The organism is Streptomyces venezuelae, from assembly GCF_008642295.1.
Taxonomy (GTDB): Bacteria; Actinomycetota; Actinomycetes; order Streptomycetales; family Streptomycetaceae; genus Streptomyces; species Streptomyces venezuelae_C.
Genome location: NZ_CP029190.1, coordinates 6273302 through 6288919 on the forward strand (window position 1 = coordinate 6273302; position 15618 = coordinate 6288919).

General features: G+C 67.5%; 8 protein-coding genes and 3 rRNA genes. 6 read left to right on the forward strand and 5 right to left on the reverse strand.

Going from position 1 to position 15618, the window contains the following annotated elements:
* Positions 1-11: 11 nt before the first annotated feature.
* Positions 12-734, reverse strand: a complete 723-nt coding sequence (locus DEJ50_RS28340) for a M15 family metallopeptidase (protein ID WP_411757646.1) — start codon at positions 732-734, stop codon at positions 12-14.
* 22 nt (positions 735-756) lie between these two features.
* Between DEJ50_RS28340 and DEJ50_RS28345 the strand changes: the two genes are divergently transcribed.
* Positions 757-1266 (forward strand): NUDIX domain-containing protein, encoded by a 510-nt coding sequence (locus DEJ50_RS28345; protein WP_150210919.1) that lies wholly within the window; start codon positions 757-759, stop codon positions 1264-1266.
* 25 nt (positions 1267-1291) lie between these two features.
* Here DEJ50_RS28345 and DEJ50_RS28350 read toward each other — a convergent pair whose 3' ends face one another.
* Entirely contained in the window at positions 1292-1825 is a 534-nt protein-coding gene (locus tag DEJ50_RS28350) for a GNAT family N-acetyltransferase (protein WP_150210920.1), read from the reverse strand.
* A 127-nt stretch (positions 1826-1952) separates the two neighbouring features.
* Positions 1953-4352, reverse strand: coding sequence for a glycoside hydrolase family 31 protein (locus DEJ50_RS28355; protein ID WP_150210921.1), 2400 nt, complete (start codon positions 4350-4352; stop codon positions 1953-1955).
* 212 nt (positions 4353-4564) lie between these two features.
* Here DEJ50_RS28355 and DEJ50_RS28360 point away from each other — a divergent pair, with 212 nt between their 5' ends.
* Together DEJ50_RS28360 and DEJ50_RS28365 are read left to right on the forward strand one after the other, a co-directional pair.
* The gene (locus DEJ50_RS28360; RefSeq protein WP_150210922.1) at positions 4565-6544 is read left to right on the forward strand and encodes an acetoacetate--CoA ligase; all 1980 of its coding nucleotides are present in this window, start codon (positions 4565-4567) and stop codon (positions 6542-6544) included.
* 66 nt (positions 6545-6610) lie between these two features.
* Positions 6611-7525 carry a hypothetical protein gene (locus DEJ50_RS28365; RefSeq protein ID WP_190344734.1) on the forward strand — a complete coding sequence of 305 codons (915 nt, stop codon included), beginning with the start codon at positions 6611-6613 and terminating at the stop codon, positions 7523-7525.
* A gap of 81 nt (positions 7526-7606) precedes the next feature.
* Here the strand turns inward: DEJ50_RS28365 and ptsP are convergent, their stop codons facing one another.
* Positions 7607-9277, reverse strand: a complete 1671-nt coding sequence (gene ptsP, locus DEJ50_RS28370) for a phosphoenolpyruvate--protein phosphotransferase (protein ID WP_150210923.1) — start codon at positions 9275-9277, stop codon at positions 7607-7609.
* 74 nt (positions 9278-9351) lie between these two features.
* A complete protein-coding gene (locus tag DEJ50_RS28375) occupies positions 9352-9801 on the reverse strand; it encodes a PTS glucose transporter subunit IIA (protein ID WP_150210924.1) in 450 nt (149 codons plus the stop codon).
* Between the two features lie 692 nt (positions 9802-10493).
* On the opposite strand from DEJ50_RS28375, the gene DEJ50_RS28385 reads away from it, so the two are divergent.
* From DEJ50_RS28385 to rrf, 3 genes are all read left to right on the forward strand, one after another.
* Positions 10494-12019 (forward strand): 16S ribosomal RNA (locus DEJ50_RS28385).
* A 283-nt stretch (positions 12020-12302) separates the two neighbouring features.
* Positions 12303-15422 (forward strand): 23S ribosomal RNA (locus DEJ50_RS28390).
* Between the two features lie 72 nt (positions 15423-15494).
* Positions 15495-15611, forward strand: a 5S ribosomal RNA gene (gene rrf, locus DEJ50_RS28395).
* Together the 16S, 23S and 5S rRNA genes form the textbook arrangement of a ribosomal RNA operon.
* Positions 15612-15618 lie beyond the last annotated feature (7 nt).

The window sequence follows — 15618 nt, forward strand, 5'->3', positions numbered from 1 at the left end:
GGGCACGGTACTCACGGCCGGACCGCAGCGGAACCGACCGGGACGTCGAAGTACCGGTCCGGATACGGCTCGTCCGCCAGCCGGAAATGCCACCACTCCTCCGGCAGGTTCACCCACCCCTGCTCGCCCAGCGCCGCCTTCAGCAGCTGCCGGTTCGCGCGGGCCGCCCCGGTGACCGCGGGAGCGTCGGTGTGCGACAGCGGATCGAAGAAATCGAAAGGGGTCCCCATGTCCACCGGCCGCCCGCCCAGGGTGGTCAGGGTCAGATCGACGACGCTGCCACGGCTGTGCCCGGACCGCTCGGCGATATAACCGTCCGGGATCAGGCGCGACTTGGTTACCCGTGGATGGAACTCCGCCCGGATCCGCGGGTCTTCCGGCTCCCGGGTCCACCGGACGAACCGGTCCACCGCCCGCTGCGGCCGGTAACAGTCGTACACGGTCAGGGAGTAGCCCCGCCGCAGCAGACCGCGCTGGGCCCGCCGCAGAGCCTCCGCGGCGGGACGGGTCAGCAGGCAGAGCGGCTCCTCGTAGCCCGGCACCACCGCACCGGTGAAATTGCGGTCCGTGGCATAGCGGATGTCCTGCCGGACCGTCGGATCCACCTCCCGCAGGGACGCGAACCCGGGGAGCCGCCGCTCGCCTGGCGGGCCCCCGGCCGCCACCACCCCCGCCGGTCCAGCCGCCGCCACCATCGCCACCATCGCGACCGATACCCAGAACATCGACTTCATCGCCCTCACCTACCATGACGCCATGTCCACACCGGCGAAGGACTCGCACTGCTCCGCCTGCGGAACCCCGTACACCACCGGGGACTGGCCCCGTACCTGTGCCGCCTGCGGCACCGCCGTCTACCGCAACCCCCTCCCCGTCGCCGTCACCCTCCTCCCGGTCCGGGACGAGGACGGCACCGGCCTGGTGGTCATCACCCGCACCATCGAACCCGCCCTCGGCGGCGTCGCCCTCCCCGGCGGGTTCATCGACTTCGGCGAGGACTGGCGGGACGCCGTGGTCCGCGAACTCCGCGAGGAGACCGGCATCCCGGCCGAGGCCTCCGAGGTCGTCCTCGCCGACGCCCTCAGCTCCCCGGCCGGCCACCTCCTCCTCTTCGGCCTCCTCCCGCCCCGCCCCGCCGCCGCCCTGCCGCCCTCCGTCCCCACCGACGAGACCACGGGCTGGCACCTCCTGCGGAGCCCTGCGGAACTCGCCTTCCCGCTCCACACCCGGGCGGCCCGCTCCTGGTTCGAGGGCCGGTACGCCTGACCGCGTCCGACCACCCGCCGGCCGGTCACATCGGCAGCGAGAGCAGCCGCACCGGACCGGCCGGCCAGCCGGCCCCCTCGTGCAGCGGCGTCCACATCGTCCGCAGCGGCATCAGCACCGGACCGGCGGGCTGTTCGACCTGAACGTCCCCGGCGAGGAGCCGCCACCCGAGGCGTTGGTAGAGCGACACCAGCGGCGGCCGGCAGAAGAGCAGCCCCTGCCGCGGGCCCATGGTCCGGGCGTGGTCCAGCGCCCCCGCCACGACCAGCCGGGCCAGTCCCTGTCCGCGCTGGTCCGGTGCCACGGCCACGCCGCCCACGCCCATGACCTCGGACTCGACCCCGCCCACCGACACCGGCAGCCGCAGCAGGCCCGTGTGCGCCACCAGCCGTCCCGCCCGCCGGATGCCGAAGTGCACGTTCTTCGGCAGCCAGGTCAGACCGGTGTGCGCCACCCCGAACGGATCGTCGCCCTCGCCCAGGATCTCCGCCAGGTCCGCCTTCGTGTACTCCGCGAGGCGCACCACGGCCGGACCCTCGACATCGTGATCATCAGTCATACCGTCATCATGACCATTTCCCCACCCCGTCATCCCTGCCACGCCGTGCCCGATGGACCAGCCCGGCAAGCGAGCCTCACGGCGGCCCCACCCGGGAGGGTCCCGCCTCACTCGGGAGGGGCCTGCCTCACCGCTCGCCCCGGACGACCACCGCCTCGCCCCCGTCGGACCCGACCGGCCGGCCGTCCTCCCGTTCGAGCACCACCTCGTCCGCCCGCCAGCGCGACACGAAACGCTCCAGTTCCCCGCCGCCCCCGTCCCGTACCACCCGTACCCCGCCGCCCGTCCGCCCCCGGGCCGGAGCCCACACCTCCAGCCCCTCCCGGACCGGAATCACCGCACCGGCCCGTGCCAGCACCGGAATCCGGCCCAGCGGAGCGTCCAGCAGCACCTGCCCCGGCCCCTCGTACGCCCGTCCGGTCGCCGTGTCGTACCACCGGCCGCGCGGCAGCCGCACCGCCCGCCGGTCCGCCCCGCACTCCAGCACCGGCGCCACCAGCAGGGCGTCCCCCAGCAGGAACGCGTCCTCGCAGTCCCGCAGCGCCCGGTCCTCCGGCGCACCCCACCACAACGGCCGTACGTACGGGGCACCCGTCCGCCGCGCCAGATGTGCCAGCGCCAGGAAATACGGGCGCAGCCGCTCCCGCTCCGCCAGCGCCGCCCCGGCCGCGGCCAGCACCTCCGGGCCGAACTCCCACGGTTCCCGGCGCCCCGCCCAGATCGCCGCATGGGTACGGAACAACGGCAGCCAGGACCCCAGCTGGAACCACCGGGCATACAGCTCCGGACTCGGCGAACCGCCGAAGCCCCCCACGTCCGGCCCCGAGTACGGCACCCCGCACAGCCCCAGCCCCAGCACCAGCGCCAGCGAGGCCCGCAGCCCCTCCCAGCTGCTCTCCACGTCCCCGGACCAGGTTCCCCCGTACCGCTGCATCCCCGCCCACCCCGACCGGGAGAACAGGAACGGCCGCTCCTCCGGCCGCAACTGCACCAGGCCCTCCCACCCGGCCCGGGCCATGCCCAGCGCGTACACGTTGTGCGCGGCCCGGTGGTCGCCGCCGGCCCCGTCCAGCACATGCCGGGCCGACTTCGGCAGGGTCGAGTCCCCGAACGGCGCAAAGGACACCGGCTCGTTCATGTCGTGCCAGAACCCGGCGAAGCCGTTCTTCAACCGCTCCTCGTACAGCCCGCCCCACCACTGGCGCACCGCCGGATCGGTGAAGTCCGGATACCCGCACCGCCCGGGCCACACCTCCCCGTGCACCTCCCGGCCGGCCGCGTCCCGGACGAATGCACCCGCCGCTCCCACCGCCCGCCCCGACTCGTACACCGAGCCCACCACCCCCGGCTCCACCTTCACCGCCGGATCCACGATCGACACCAGCCGGGTCCCGTCCGCCGCCAACTCCCGGGCCAGGCCCGGCAGATCCGGGAACGCCTCCCGGTCCACGGTGAACACCCGGTGCCCGTCGTAGTGGTCGATGTCCAGATGGACCGCGGACAGCGGCAACCCCCGCACGCGGTACCCCGCCACCACCCGCCGGACCTCCGCCGCGGTCCCGAAACCCCACCGCGCGTGCTGGTGGCCCAGCGCCCACTCCGGCGGCACCGCCGCCCCGCCCGTCAGCCCCGACCAGCCCTGCAGCACCCGGGCCGGGGTCCCCACCAGCACCCAGCACCGCAGTGGCCCGCCCTCCATCCGCAGCTCGCTCACCCCGGGCCGGTCCGGGCCGGAACCCGCACCCTCCTCGCCTTCGCGCAAGGTGACCCGGCCGTCCCACGGGTCGTCGTAGAACACCAGGTGGGTGGCCGCGTCCGCGACCACCAGCTGCACCGGCATGGTGATGTAGAGCGGGTCGTCGCCCGGCCCGAACCCGCCCCGCGGATCCGAGTTCCACAGCCGGTACACCCCGTCCCGGAGCCGCGGTCCGGAAGCCCGGCCCCCCAGACCGAAGAAGCGCGCATCCGCCGGCACCTCGGACCGCTGCAACCAGCGCCCCTCCCGCCCCGCCGCGGCCTCGCCGTCGGCTCCGGCGTCCCCGGCCGCCGCCGCAGACGCCACCGGCTCCCACCACCGCGGCGGCAGCTCCCGCCGCAGCACCGTCCCGCCCGGAGTCCGCACCTCCACCGCCCCGTGCCGCGACACCGCCACCGTCACCCGCTCCGACACCACCCGCCAGCCGCCCCCGGTGTCCGGCTCCAGCACCACCCGCCCGTCCGGCTCCGGCCCGGAGCCCAGCACCGCGTACGAAGGCGTCGGCTCCGCCCCGTCCCAGCCCCAGAACACCGCCCCGCCCACCGTCACCCGCACCAGCAGCTCCGACCGCGCGAACCGCAGCACACCCCCGCCCGGCCGCGGGTCCGCCCCCGTCAGCAGCCCCGGCACCCGGGCCCGCTCCGGCCCCCGCGGCGGCAGCGCAGCCGCGTCCGCCCGCCAGTGGCGCACCGCGGAGAGCCAGGCAGCCCTGCCCCGCGCCGTACCGAGATCCTTCAACGCCCGTACCAGATCACGACCTCGACCGTTCATGCCGCTCACCCTGCCACCGGCCCCCGGCCGAGCGTGCTGCGTTCAGCTGCCGTTCACCCACGAAAGGATCAAGACCGGCCACCCCGGACCGCTCTGGTGCGGATGTCGATCACATGGCATGGTCCCTGTGAGCGCCGCCGCGCACCCACCCACCGCGCGCCGGCACCGTACGCACACGAGGCGCACCGCCGCACACCCCCGGGAGCCGACCCATGACCGCAGCCAGTTCGTCCGCCCCGCTCTGGACCCCGGGCCCCGACCGGATCGCCGCCGCCCGGATCACCGCCTTCCAGGCCTGGGCGGCCGAGCACCACGGAGCCCCGGCGGACGGTGGCTACGCCGCCCTGCACCGCTGGTCCGTCGACGAACTCCCGGCCTTCTGGCAGGCCGTCGCCGAGTGGTTCGACGTACGCTTCGCCACCCCGCCCACCGAGGTCCTCGCCGACCGCTCCATGCCCGGCGCCCGCTGGTTCCCGGGAGCCACCCTCAACTACGCCGCACACGCCCTGCGCGCCGCCGAGGACCCGGCCCGGGCCGGTGACCCGGCCCTGCTGCACGTGGACGAGACCCACGAGCCCACCCCCGTCACCTGGGGCGAGCTCCGGCGCCAGGTCGGCTCGCTCGCCGCCGAACTCCGCGCGCTCGGCGTCCGCCCCGGCGACCGGGTCAGCGGCTACCTGCCCAACATCCCCGAATCCGTCGTGGCCCTGCTCGCCACCGCCGCCGTGGGCGGGGTCTGGACCTCCTGCGCCCCCGACTTCGGGGCCCGCAGTGTCCTCGACCGTTTCCAGCAGGTCGAACCGGTGGTCCTGTTCACGGTCGACGGCTACCGCTACGGGGGCAAGGAGCACGACCGCCGCGACACCGTGGCCGAGCTCCGCCGTGAGCTCCCCTCACTCCGCGCCGTCGTCCACATCCCGCTGCTGGGCACCCCCGCCCCCGACGGCGCCCTCGACTGGGCCGCCCTCACCGCCGCCGACACCGAGCCCGTCTTCGAGCAGGTCCCCTTCGACCACCCGCTGTGGGTGCTGTACTCCTCCGGTACGACCGGCCTGCCCAAGGCCATCGTCCAGTCCCAGGGCGGCATCCTCCTCGAACACCTCAAGCAGCTGGGCCTGCACTGCGACCTCGGCCCGGAGGACCGGTTCTTCTGGTACACCTCCACCGGCTGGATGATGTGGAACTTCCTCGTCTCCGGCCTGCTCACCGGCACCACCGTGGTCCTCTACGACGGCAGCCCCGGTTACCCCGACACCGGCGCCCAGTGGCGGATCGCCGAACGCACCCGGGCCACCCTCTACGGCACCTCCGCCGCCTATGTGATGGCCTGCAAGAAGGCGGAGGTCCACCCGGGCCGCGACTTCGACCTCTCCGCCGTGAAGTGCGTGGCCACCACCGGCTCCCCGCTCCCGCCCGACGGCTTCCGCTGGCTGCACGACGAGGTGGCCGAGGACCTGTGGATCGCCTCCGTCAGCGGCGGCACGGACGTCTGCAGCTGCTTCGCCGGTGCCGTCCCCACCCTTCCGGTGCACATCGGCGAACTCCAGGCCGCCTGCCTCGGGACCGACCTCCAGTCCTGGGACCCGTCCGGCAAGCCCCTGATCGGCGAGGTCGGCGAGCTGATCGTCACCAACCCGATGCCCTCCATGCCGATCCGGTTCTGGAACGACCCCGACGGCAGCCGCTACCGCGACAGCTACTTCGAGATGTTCCCGGGCGCCTGGCGGCACGGGGACTGGATCACCATCACCGACCACGGCTCCGTGATCATCCACGGCCGCTCCGACTCCACCCTCAACCGGCAGGGCGTCCGGATGGGCTCCGCCGACATCTACGAGGCGGTGGAACGCCTCCCCGAGATCAAGGAGTCCCTGGTCATCGGAGTGGAGGAGGCAGACGGCGGGTACTGGATGCCGCTCTTCGTCCACCTCGCCCCCGGAGCCACCCTGGACGACGCCCTGCGCAACCGGATCAAGCGGACCATCCGCACCGAACTCTCCCCGCGCCATGTCCCGGACGAGATCATCGAGGTCCCGGCGGTCCCGCACACTCTGACCGGCAAGCGCATCGAGGTTCCGGTCAAGCGCCTCCTCCAGGGAACCCCGCTGGACAAGGCGGTGAACCCGGGCTCGGTCGACAACCTCGAGCTCCTCCACTTCTACGCCGAACTGGCGCGCACCCGCCGCCCCTGAGGTCACTGTCAGTGGCCATGGTTACTCTGAGTGAGCATTGATCGATGCGGCCACTCAGGGGGAACCATGCCAAAGAACCGCACCCGCACGCGCACCAGTACCCGCACCCGCGGCAGCCTGCGCCGCGAAGTCCCCAGTACCGTCGGCCTGGTCGCCGACGCCCAGGACTTCGCGGCCATGCGCCGCTACCGCAGCTTCGCCTTCCAGGACCACCAGGAGTACCTCCACCAGGTCGACGCCCTGCTCCGCTCGCTCGCGGCCGAGGGCATCCACACCACCGTGACCCTCTTCGACCCCGAGGAGTACGCCGAATACTGCGCCGAAGCCGGCCTGGACCCCGACACCGCCGCCGCCCGCACCCGCTTCACCGCGGAACTGGCCGGCGCCGGCACCGGCCTGCCGTACACCGGCCAGCCCATCGAGGAACTCGTCCCCCTCCTCGTCGACGAGGCCGTCCGCCAGGCCACCTGGGAGTACGCCACCATGCTCCTGGCCGGCCTCGGCCACTGCGCCGACTGTGGGGAGGACATCGGCCAGGCCTCCTTCGAACAAGCCGGCCGCGTGCTCAAAGCCCTCCTCGACGGCGCCGGCCCGGGCCACCACCACGCGGTCTGCAGCATTCCCACCGAGGACGAACAGCTCATCGCCGTCCTCCACGCCGAGGCAGCCGGCGCCACCGACCCGCCGGGCGGCCCGCCCCGCATCCGGGGCCGGGAAGGAATCGACTTCATCACCGTCCTCGCCGTGGGCATCGCCCTGGCCCGCCCCGGGGGAGTGGTGCTCCGCAGCACCACGGAGGGATTCCGCGACCGCGTCCACGGCTGGCGCCTCGACGGCGGCACCCTGGTCCCGCTCACCGCCGCCGCCGTCTTCAACGCCTACTGCACCGACGCCGACACCGGAGACCCCGTCGCCCCCGAACCGGGCGTCGAATACTGCCCCGGGTACCGGATCGAGGACCCACCGCACCCGCACCGCTGAACCCGCACACGCCCGAGGGGCCCTCGCCGCACCCGGCGAGGACCCCTCGGCCCCACATCAAACACCGCTCAGCGCGGCCGGCTACTCGCCGGACAGCACCGCCTGCGCGGCGATCCGCGCCTCCTCGGCGCTGTCCGCCGCCCGCGCCGCGGCAGCGGCCCGCTCGCACTGGGCGAGCGTGTGCTTGGCGAGCGTCGCCCGGACGTAGGGAATCGACGCGGCACCCATCGAGAGAGAGGTGACACCCAGACCGGTCAGCACACAGGCCAGCAGTGGATCCGAGGCAGCCTCGCCACAGACACCACAGCTCTTGCCCTCAGCCCTGGCCGCCTCGGCGGACATGGCGATCAGGTCGAGCAGCGCGGGCTGCCACGGGTCCTGCAGCCGCGACACCGCACCCACCTGACGGTCCGCGGCGAACGCGTACTGAGCCAGGTCATTGGTACCGAGCGACAGGAACTCGACCTCCTGCAGGATCGAGCGGGCCCGCAGCGCGGCGGACGGGATCTCCACCATCGCGCCGAACTTCGCCCGCAGCCCGGCCTCGCGGCAGGCATCCGCGAACGCCTTGGCATCGACCCGGTCGGCCACCATCGGCGCCATGACCTCGAGATAGACCGGCAGCCCCTCGGCCGCCTTGGCCAGCGCGGTCAGCTGCGTCCGCAGCACCTCCGGGTGGTCCAGCAGCGACCGCAGACCCCGCACGCCCAGCGCCGGGTTCGGCTCGTCGGCCGGGGTCAGGAAGTCCAGCGGCTTGTCGGCACCGGCGTCCAGCACCCGCACCACGACCCGGCCCTCCGGGAAGGCCTCCAACACCTTGCGGTACGACTCGACCTGCTTCTCCTCGGACGGCGCCTTCTTGCTGTCGTCCAGGAACAGGAACTCGGTACGGAACAGGCCCACACCCTCGGCCCCCGCCTCCACGGCCGCCGGCACGTCCGCCGGCCCGCCGACATTGGCGAGCAGCGGCACCTTGTGCCCGTCGGAGGTGGCACCCGGACCGGAGGAGGCGGCCAGAGCGGCCTTCCGCTCCGCAGCCGCAGCAGTCAGCTCCGCCTTCTTCTCGGCACTCGGCTCGACGAAGATCTCACCGGTGGAGCCGTCCACGGCGATGACCGTACCCTCGGCCAGCTCACCCGCACCGGGCAGCGCCACCACGGCCGGCACACCCAGCGCCCGCGCGAGGATCGCGCTGTGACTGGTCGGCCCGCCCTCCTCGGTGACGAAACCGAGCACCAGCGCCGGGTCCAGCAGCGCGGTGTCGGCAGGAGCCAGATCCCGCGCGATCAGCACGTACGGCTCGTCACTGTCCGGCACGCCCGGCATCGGCACACCCAGCAGCCGCGCCACGATCCGGTTCCGCACGTCGTCCAGGTCGGCCACCCGGCCGGCCATGTACTCGCCGGCCCCGGCGAGCAGCTCGCGGTACGAGGCGAACGCGTCGTACACGCCCCGCTCGGCCGTGCTGCCGACGGCGATCCGCCGGTCGACGTCGGCCATGAGCTCGGGATCCTCGGCGATCATGGCCTGGGCTTCGAGTACATGCTGGGCCTCGCCACCGGCCAGCTGCCCGCGCGCGACCAGGTCGGCGGCCACAGCGCTCACGGCCTTGCGGGCGCGCCCCTGTTCGCGCTCCGCCTCCTCCGCGGCGATCTGCTTGGCCGGCGGTTCGAGAACGGCCGTCCCCATATGCCGAACCTCACCGATCGCCACACCGTGGCTCACGCCGACGCCTCGCAGCGTTGTCTCCATTTCACCCGTCTCCGATTGAGCGGCGGAACCACCCGCCGCGATGGATATACGACTAGCCCTCGACGGGCGAATGATCACGCCCAGTGGAACAGGACGTCGCCGGCCTTGACCTCGTCCGCCTCCCGGACGCCGGAGAGCGCGTCGGCGGTTGCCTCCAGGGCCACGACGGGACAGACGGGGGACTTGCCGGCAGCCTCCACGGCCGCGGGGTTCCACTTCACCATCGCCTGACCACGGGTCACGGTGTCGCCCTTGGCGACGAGCAGCTCGAAGCCCTCGCCGTTGAGCTGGACCGTGTCGATCCCGAGGTGGGTGAGCACACCATGGCCCTCGGCGTCGACGACGACGTACGCATGCGGGTGAAGGGAGACGACCACCCCGTCAACGGGGGACACCGCCTCCGAGGGCTCACGCGCGGGGTCGATGGCGGTGCCCGGTCCCACCATGGCGCCGGAGAACACCGGATCCGGCACTGCCGCGAGTCCGATGGCGCGCCCGGCGAGTGGGGACGTCACGCTGGTCATGGGGGCCTCCCAGGGGTGGAGCTCGTCGTGTCGCCGTCACTGCCTGTTGCCGACGGCGTACTCTTTACGAAGGATATGTCACTGCCTGTACGGGTTCGCCCGATGTTGGTCCCGAACCGGACTGCCCTTCGGCACGGAGACTAGTGGACTAGACCGGTGGACTAGACCACAAGTCGGCATCGATTTGCCCGGGCTCCGGCAGAGGTGTACTGTCGTGAGTCCTGCCTGACCGTCCCACGTGAACTCCGCGTGAACAACGGGTCGGAGGGTCTTCGATTCCATCAGTGAACTTCGATCTCGCGATCGCTTTCGCACGCCCTTTTATTGGCTGCGAGGGAGTGGTCAGAGAGACAGAAAAACACTGATAGAGTCGGAACCGCCGGAAAGGGAAACGCGAAAGCGAGAACCTGGAAAGCGCCGAGGAAATCGGGTCCGAAAAGATCTGATAGAATCGGAAACGCAAGAACGAAGGAAGCGCCCGGAGGGCCCGGAAACGGGAACAAAGGAAGCGTCCGCACCTTGAGAACTCAACAGCGTGCCAAAAATCAACGCCAGAAGTTGATACCCCGTCCACCTCGGTGGATGAGGTTCCTTTGAAGAAACAAAACACAGCGAGGACGCTGTGGACGGTCGGCCATATTCCGGCATGACCGTCCCGCTCAACGCGAGTGTCACCCGATTACGGGTAAACATTCACGGAGAGTTTGATCCTGGCTCAGGACGAACGCTGGCGGCGTGCTTAACACATGCAAGTCGAACGATGAAGCCCTTCGGGGTGGATTAGTGGCGAACGGGTGAGTAACACGTGGGCAATCTGCCCTTCACTCTGGGACAAGCCCTGGAAACGGGGTCTAATACCGGATACCACTCCTGCCTGCATGGGCGGGGGTTGAAAGCTCCGGCGGTGAAGGATGAGCCCGCGGCCTATCAGCTTGTTGGTGGGGTAATGGCCCACCAAGGCGACGACGGGTAGCCGGCCTGAGAGGGCGACCGGCCACACTGGGACTGAGACACGGCCCAGACTCCTACGGGAGGCAGCAGTGGGGAATATTGCACAATGGGCGAAAGCCTGATGCAGCGACGCCGCGTGAGGGATGACGGCCTTCGGGTTGTAAACCTCTTTCAGCAGGGAAGAAGCGAAAGTGACGGTACCTGCAGAAGAAGCGCCGGCTAACTACGTGCCAGCAGCCGCGGTAATACGTAGGGCGCAAGCGTTGTCCGGAATTATTGGGCGTAAAGAGCTCGTAGGCGGCTTGTCGCGTCGGATGTGAAAGCCCGGGGCTTAACCCCGGGTCTGCATTCGATACGGGCAGGCTAGAGTGTGGTAGGGGAGATCGGAATTCCTGGTGTAGCGGTGAAATGCGCAGATATCAGGAGGAACACCGGTGGCGAAGGCGGATCTCTGGGCCATTACTGACGCTGAGGAGCGAAAGCGTGGGGAGCGAACAGGATTAGATACCCTGGTAGTCCACGCCGTAAACGTTGGGAACTAGGTGTTGGCGACATTCCACGTCGTCGGTGCCGCAGCTAACGCATTAAGTTCCCCGCCTGGGGAGTACGGCCGCAAGGCTAAAACTCAAAGGAATTGACGGGGGCCCGCACAAGCAGCGGAGCATGTGGCTTAATTCGACGCAACGCGAAGAACCTTACCAAGGCTTGACATATACCGGAAAGCATTAGAGATAGTGCCCCCCTTGTGGTCGGTATACAGGTGGTGCATGGCTGTCGTCAGCTCGTGTCGTGAGATGTTGGGTTAAGTCCCGCAACGAGCGCAACCCTTGTCCTGTGTTGCCAGCATGCCCTTCGGGGTGATGGGGACTCACAGGAGACCGCCGGGGTCAACTCGGAGGAAGGTGGGGACGACGTCAAGTCATCATGCCCCTTATGTCTTGGGCTGCACACGTGCTACAATGGCCGGTACAATGAGCTGCGATACCGTGAGGTGGAGCGAATCTCAAAAAGCCGGTCTCAGTTCGGATTGGGGTCTGCAACTCGACCCCATGAAGTCGGAGTTGCTAGTAATCGCAGATCAGCATTGCTGCGGTGAATACGTTCCCGGGCCTTGTACACACCGCCCGTCACGTCACGAAAGTCGGTAACACCCGAAGCCGGTGGCCCAACCCCTTGTGGGAGGGAGCTGTCGAAGGTGGGACTGGCGATTGGGACGAAGTCGTAACAAGGTAGCCGTACCGGAAGGTGCGGCTGGATCACCTCCTTTCTAAGGAGCACAGTACCGATTGCAGACAAACGTTCTGCACGGTCAGCTCATGGGTGGAACGTTGATTAGTTGGCGTGAGTGACCTGATGGTCTTCCTAGTACTGCTTCGGCGTGGAACGGGGGATACGGACGGGGCTCACGCCTGGCACGTTGTTGGGTATCTGAGGGTACGGCCGGTTGGTCGAACCTTCGCGATGCCGGCCCCAGTGAAGCTCTGCTCCGGCAGGGTGTGATGGGTGGCTGGTCGTTGCTTGAGAACTACACAGTGGACGCGAGCATCTGTGGCCAAGTTTTTAAGGGCGCACGGTGGATGCCTTGGCACCAGGAACCGATGAAGGACGTGAGAGGCCGCGATAGGCCCCGGGGAGCTGCCAACTGAGCTTTGATCCGGGGGTGTCCGAATGGGGAAACCCGGCAGTCGTCATGGGCTGTCACCCATGCCTGAACACATAGGGCATGTGGAGGGAACGAGGGGAAGTGAAACATCTCAGTACCCTCAGGAAGAGAAAACAACCGTGATTCCGGGAGTAGTGGCGAGCGAAACCGGATGAGGCCAAACCGTATGCGTGTGAGACCCGGCAGGGGTTGCGCATGCGGGGTTGTGGGAATGAGCTTTCACAGTCTGCCGGCTGTGAGGCGAGTCAGAAACCGTTGATGTAGTCGAAGGACATGCGAAAGGTCCGGCGTAGAGGGTAAGACCCCCGTAGACGAAACATCAGCGGCTTGCTTGCTCATCTCCCAAGTAGCACGGGGCCCGAGAAATCCCGTGTGAATCTGGCGGGACCACCCGCTAAGCCTAAATATTCCCTGGTGACCGATAGCGGATAGTACCGTGAGGGAATGGTGAAAAGTACCGCGGGAGCGGAGTGAAATAGTACCTGAAACCGTGTGCCTACAAGCCGTGGGAGCGTCGGACGTACTTCGGTGCGTCTCGTGACTGCGTGCCTTTTGAAGAATGAGCCTGCGAGTTAGCGGTGTGTAGCGAGGTTAACCCGTGTGGGGAAGCCGTAGCGAAAGCGAGTCCGAACAGGGCGATTGAGTTGCACGCTCTAGACCCGAAGCGGAGTGATCTAGCCATGGGCAGGTTGAAGCGGAGGTAAGACTTCGTGGAGGACCGAACCCACCAGGGTTGAAAACCTGGGGGATGACCTGTGGTTAGGGGTGAAAGGCCAATCAAACTCCGTGATAGCTGGTTCTCCCCGAAATGCATTTAGGTGCAGCGTCGTGTGTTTCTTGCCGGAGGTAGAGCACTGGATAGGCGATGGGCCCTACCGGGTTACTGACCTTAGCCAAACTCCGAATGCCGGTAAGTGAGAGCACGGCAGTGAGACTGTGGGGGATAAGCTCCATGGTCGAGAGGGAAACAGCCCAGAGCATCGACTAAGGCCCCTAAGCGTACGCTAAGTGGGAAAGGATGTGGAGTCGCAGAGACAACCAGGAGGTTGGCTTAGAAGCAGCCACCCTTGAAAGAGTGCGTAATAGCTCACTGGTCAAGTGATTCCGCGCCGACAATGTAGCGGGGCTCAAGCGTACCGCCGAAGTCGTGTCATTGCAGCAATAGGGCCAACGCCCGCTGTGATGGGTAGGGGAGCGTCGTGTGCCGGGTGAAGCAGCGCCGGAAGGCAGTTGTGGACGGTTCACGAGTGAGAATGCAGGCATGAGTAGCGATACACACGTGAGAAACGTGTGCGCCGATTGACTAAGGGTTCCTGGGTCAAGCTGATCTGCCCAGGGTAAGTCGGGACCTAAGGCGAGGCCGACAGGCGTAGTCGATGGACAACCGGTTGATATTCCGGTACCCGCTTTGAAACGCCCAATATCGAATCAGGCGATGCTAAGTCCGTGAAGCCGTTCCGGACCCTTCGGGGAAAGGAAAGTGGTGGAGCCGACGAACCAGACTTGTAGTAGGTAAGCGATGGGGTGACGCAGGAAGGTAGTCCAGCCCGGGCGGTGGTTGTCCCGGGGTAAGGGTGTAGGCCGAGGGGTAGGCAAATCCGTCCCTCATATAAGGCTGAGACCTGATGCCGAGCCGATTGTGGTGAAGTGGATGATCCTATGCTGTCGAGAAAAGCCTCTAGCGAGTTTCATGGCGGCCCGTACCCTAAACCGACTCAGGTGGTCAGGTAGAGAATACCGAGGCGTTCGGGTGAACTATGGTTAAGGAACTCGGCAAAATGCCCCCGTAACTTCGGGAGAAGGGGGGCCATCACTGGTGATCGGATTTACTCCGTGAGCTGGGGGTGGCCGCAGAGACCAGCGAGAAGCGACTGTTTACTAAAAACACAGGTCCGTGCGAAGCCGTAAGGCGATGTATACGGACTGACGCCTGCCCGGTGCTGGAACGTTAAGGGGACCGGTTAGTGACCTTTCGGGGTTGCGAAGCTGAGAACTTAAGCGCCAGTAAACGGCGGTGGTAACTATAACCATCCTAAGGTAGCGAAATTCCTTGTCGGGTAAGTTCCGACCTGCACGAATGGCGTAACGACTTCTCGACTGTCTCAACCATAGGCCCGGTGAAATTGCACTACGAGTAAAGATGCTCGTTTCGCGCAGCAGGACGGAAAGACCCCGGGACCTTTACTACAGTTTGATATTGGTGTTCGGTTCGGCTTGTGTAGGATAGGTGGGAGACTTTGAAGCCGTGACGCCAGTCATGGTGGAGTCGCCGTTGAAATACCACTCTGGTCGTGCTGGATGTCTAACCTCGGTCCGTGATCCGGATCAGGGACAGTGTCTGATGGGTAGTTTAACTGGGGCGGTTGCCTCCCAAAGGGTAACGGAGGCGCCCAAAGGTTCCCTCAGCCTGGTTGGCAATCAGGTGTTGAGTGTAAGTGCACAAGGGAGCTTGACTGTGAGACCGACGGGTCGAGCAGGGACGAAAGTCGGGACTAGTGATCCGGCGGTGGCTTGTGGAAGCGCCGTCGCTCAACGGATAAAAGGTACCCCGGGGATAACAGGCTGATCTTCCCCAAGAGTCCATATCGACGGGATGGTTTGGCACCTCGATGTCGGCTCGTCGCATCCTGGGGCTGGAGTCGGTCCCAAGGGTTGGGCTGTTCGCCCATTAAAGCGGTACGCGAGCTGGGTTTAGAACGTCGTGAGACAGTTCGGTCCCTATCCGCTGTGCGCGTAGGAATATTGAGAAGGGCTGTCCCTAGTACGAGAGGACCGGGACGGACGAACCTCTGGTGTGCCAGTTGTCCTGCCAAGGGCATGGCTGGTTGGCTACGTTCGGGAGGGATAACCGCTGAAAGCATCTAAGCGGGAAGCCTGCTTCAAGATGAGTATTCCCACCTCCTTGAGAGGGTAAGGCTCCCAGTAGACGACTGGGTTGATAGGCCAGATGTGGAAGCCCGGTAACGGGTGGAGCTGACTGGTACTAATAGGCCGAGGGCTTGTCCTCAGTTGCTCGCGTCCACTGTGTTAGTTCTGAAGTAACGACCGTGTTGTTGCCCGGTTGATATCTTCATAGTGTTTCGGTGGTCATAGCGTTAGGGAAACGCCCGGTTACATTCCGAACCCGGAAGCTAAGCCTTTCAGCGCCGATGGTACTGCAGGGGGGACCCTGTGGGAGAGTAGGACGCCGCCGAACAATCATT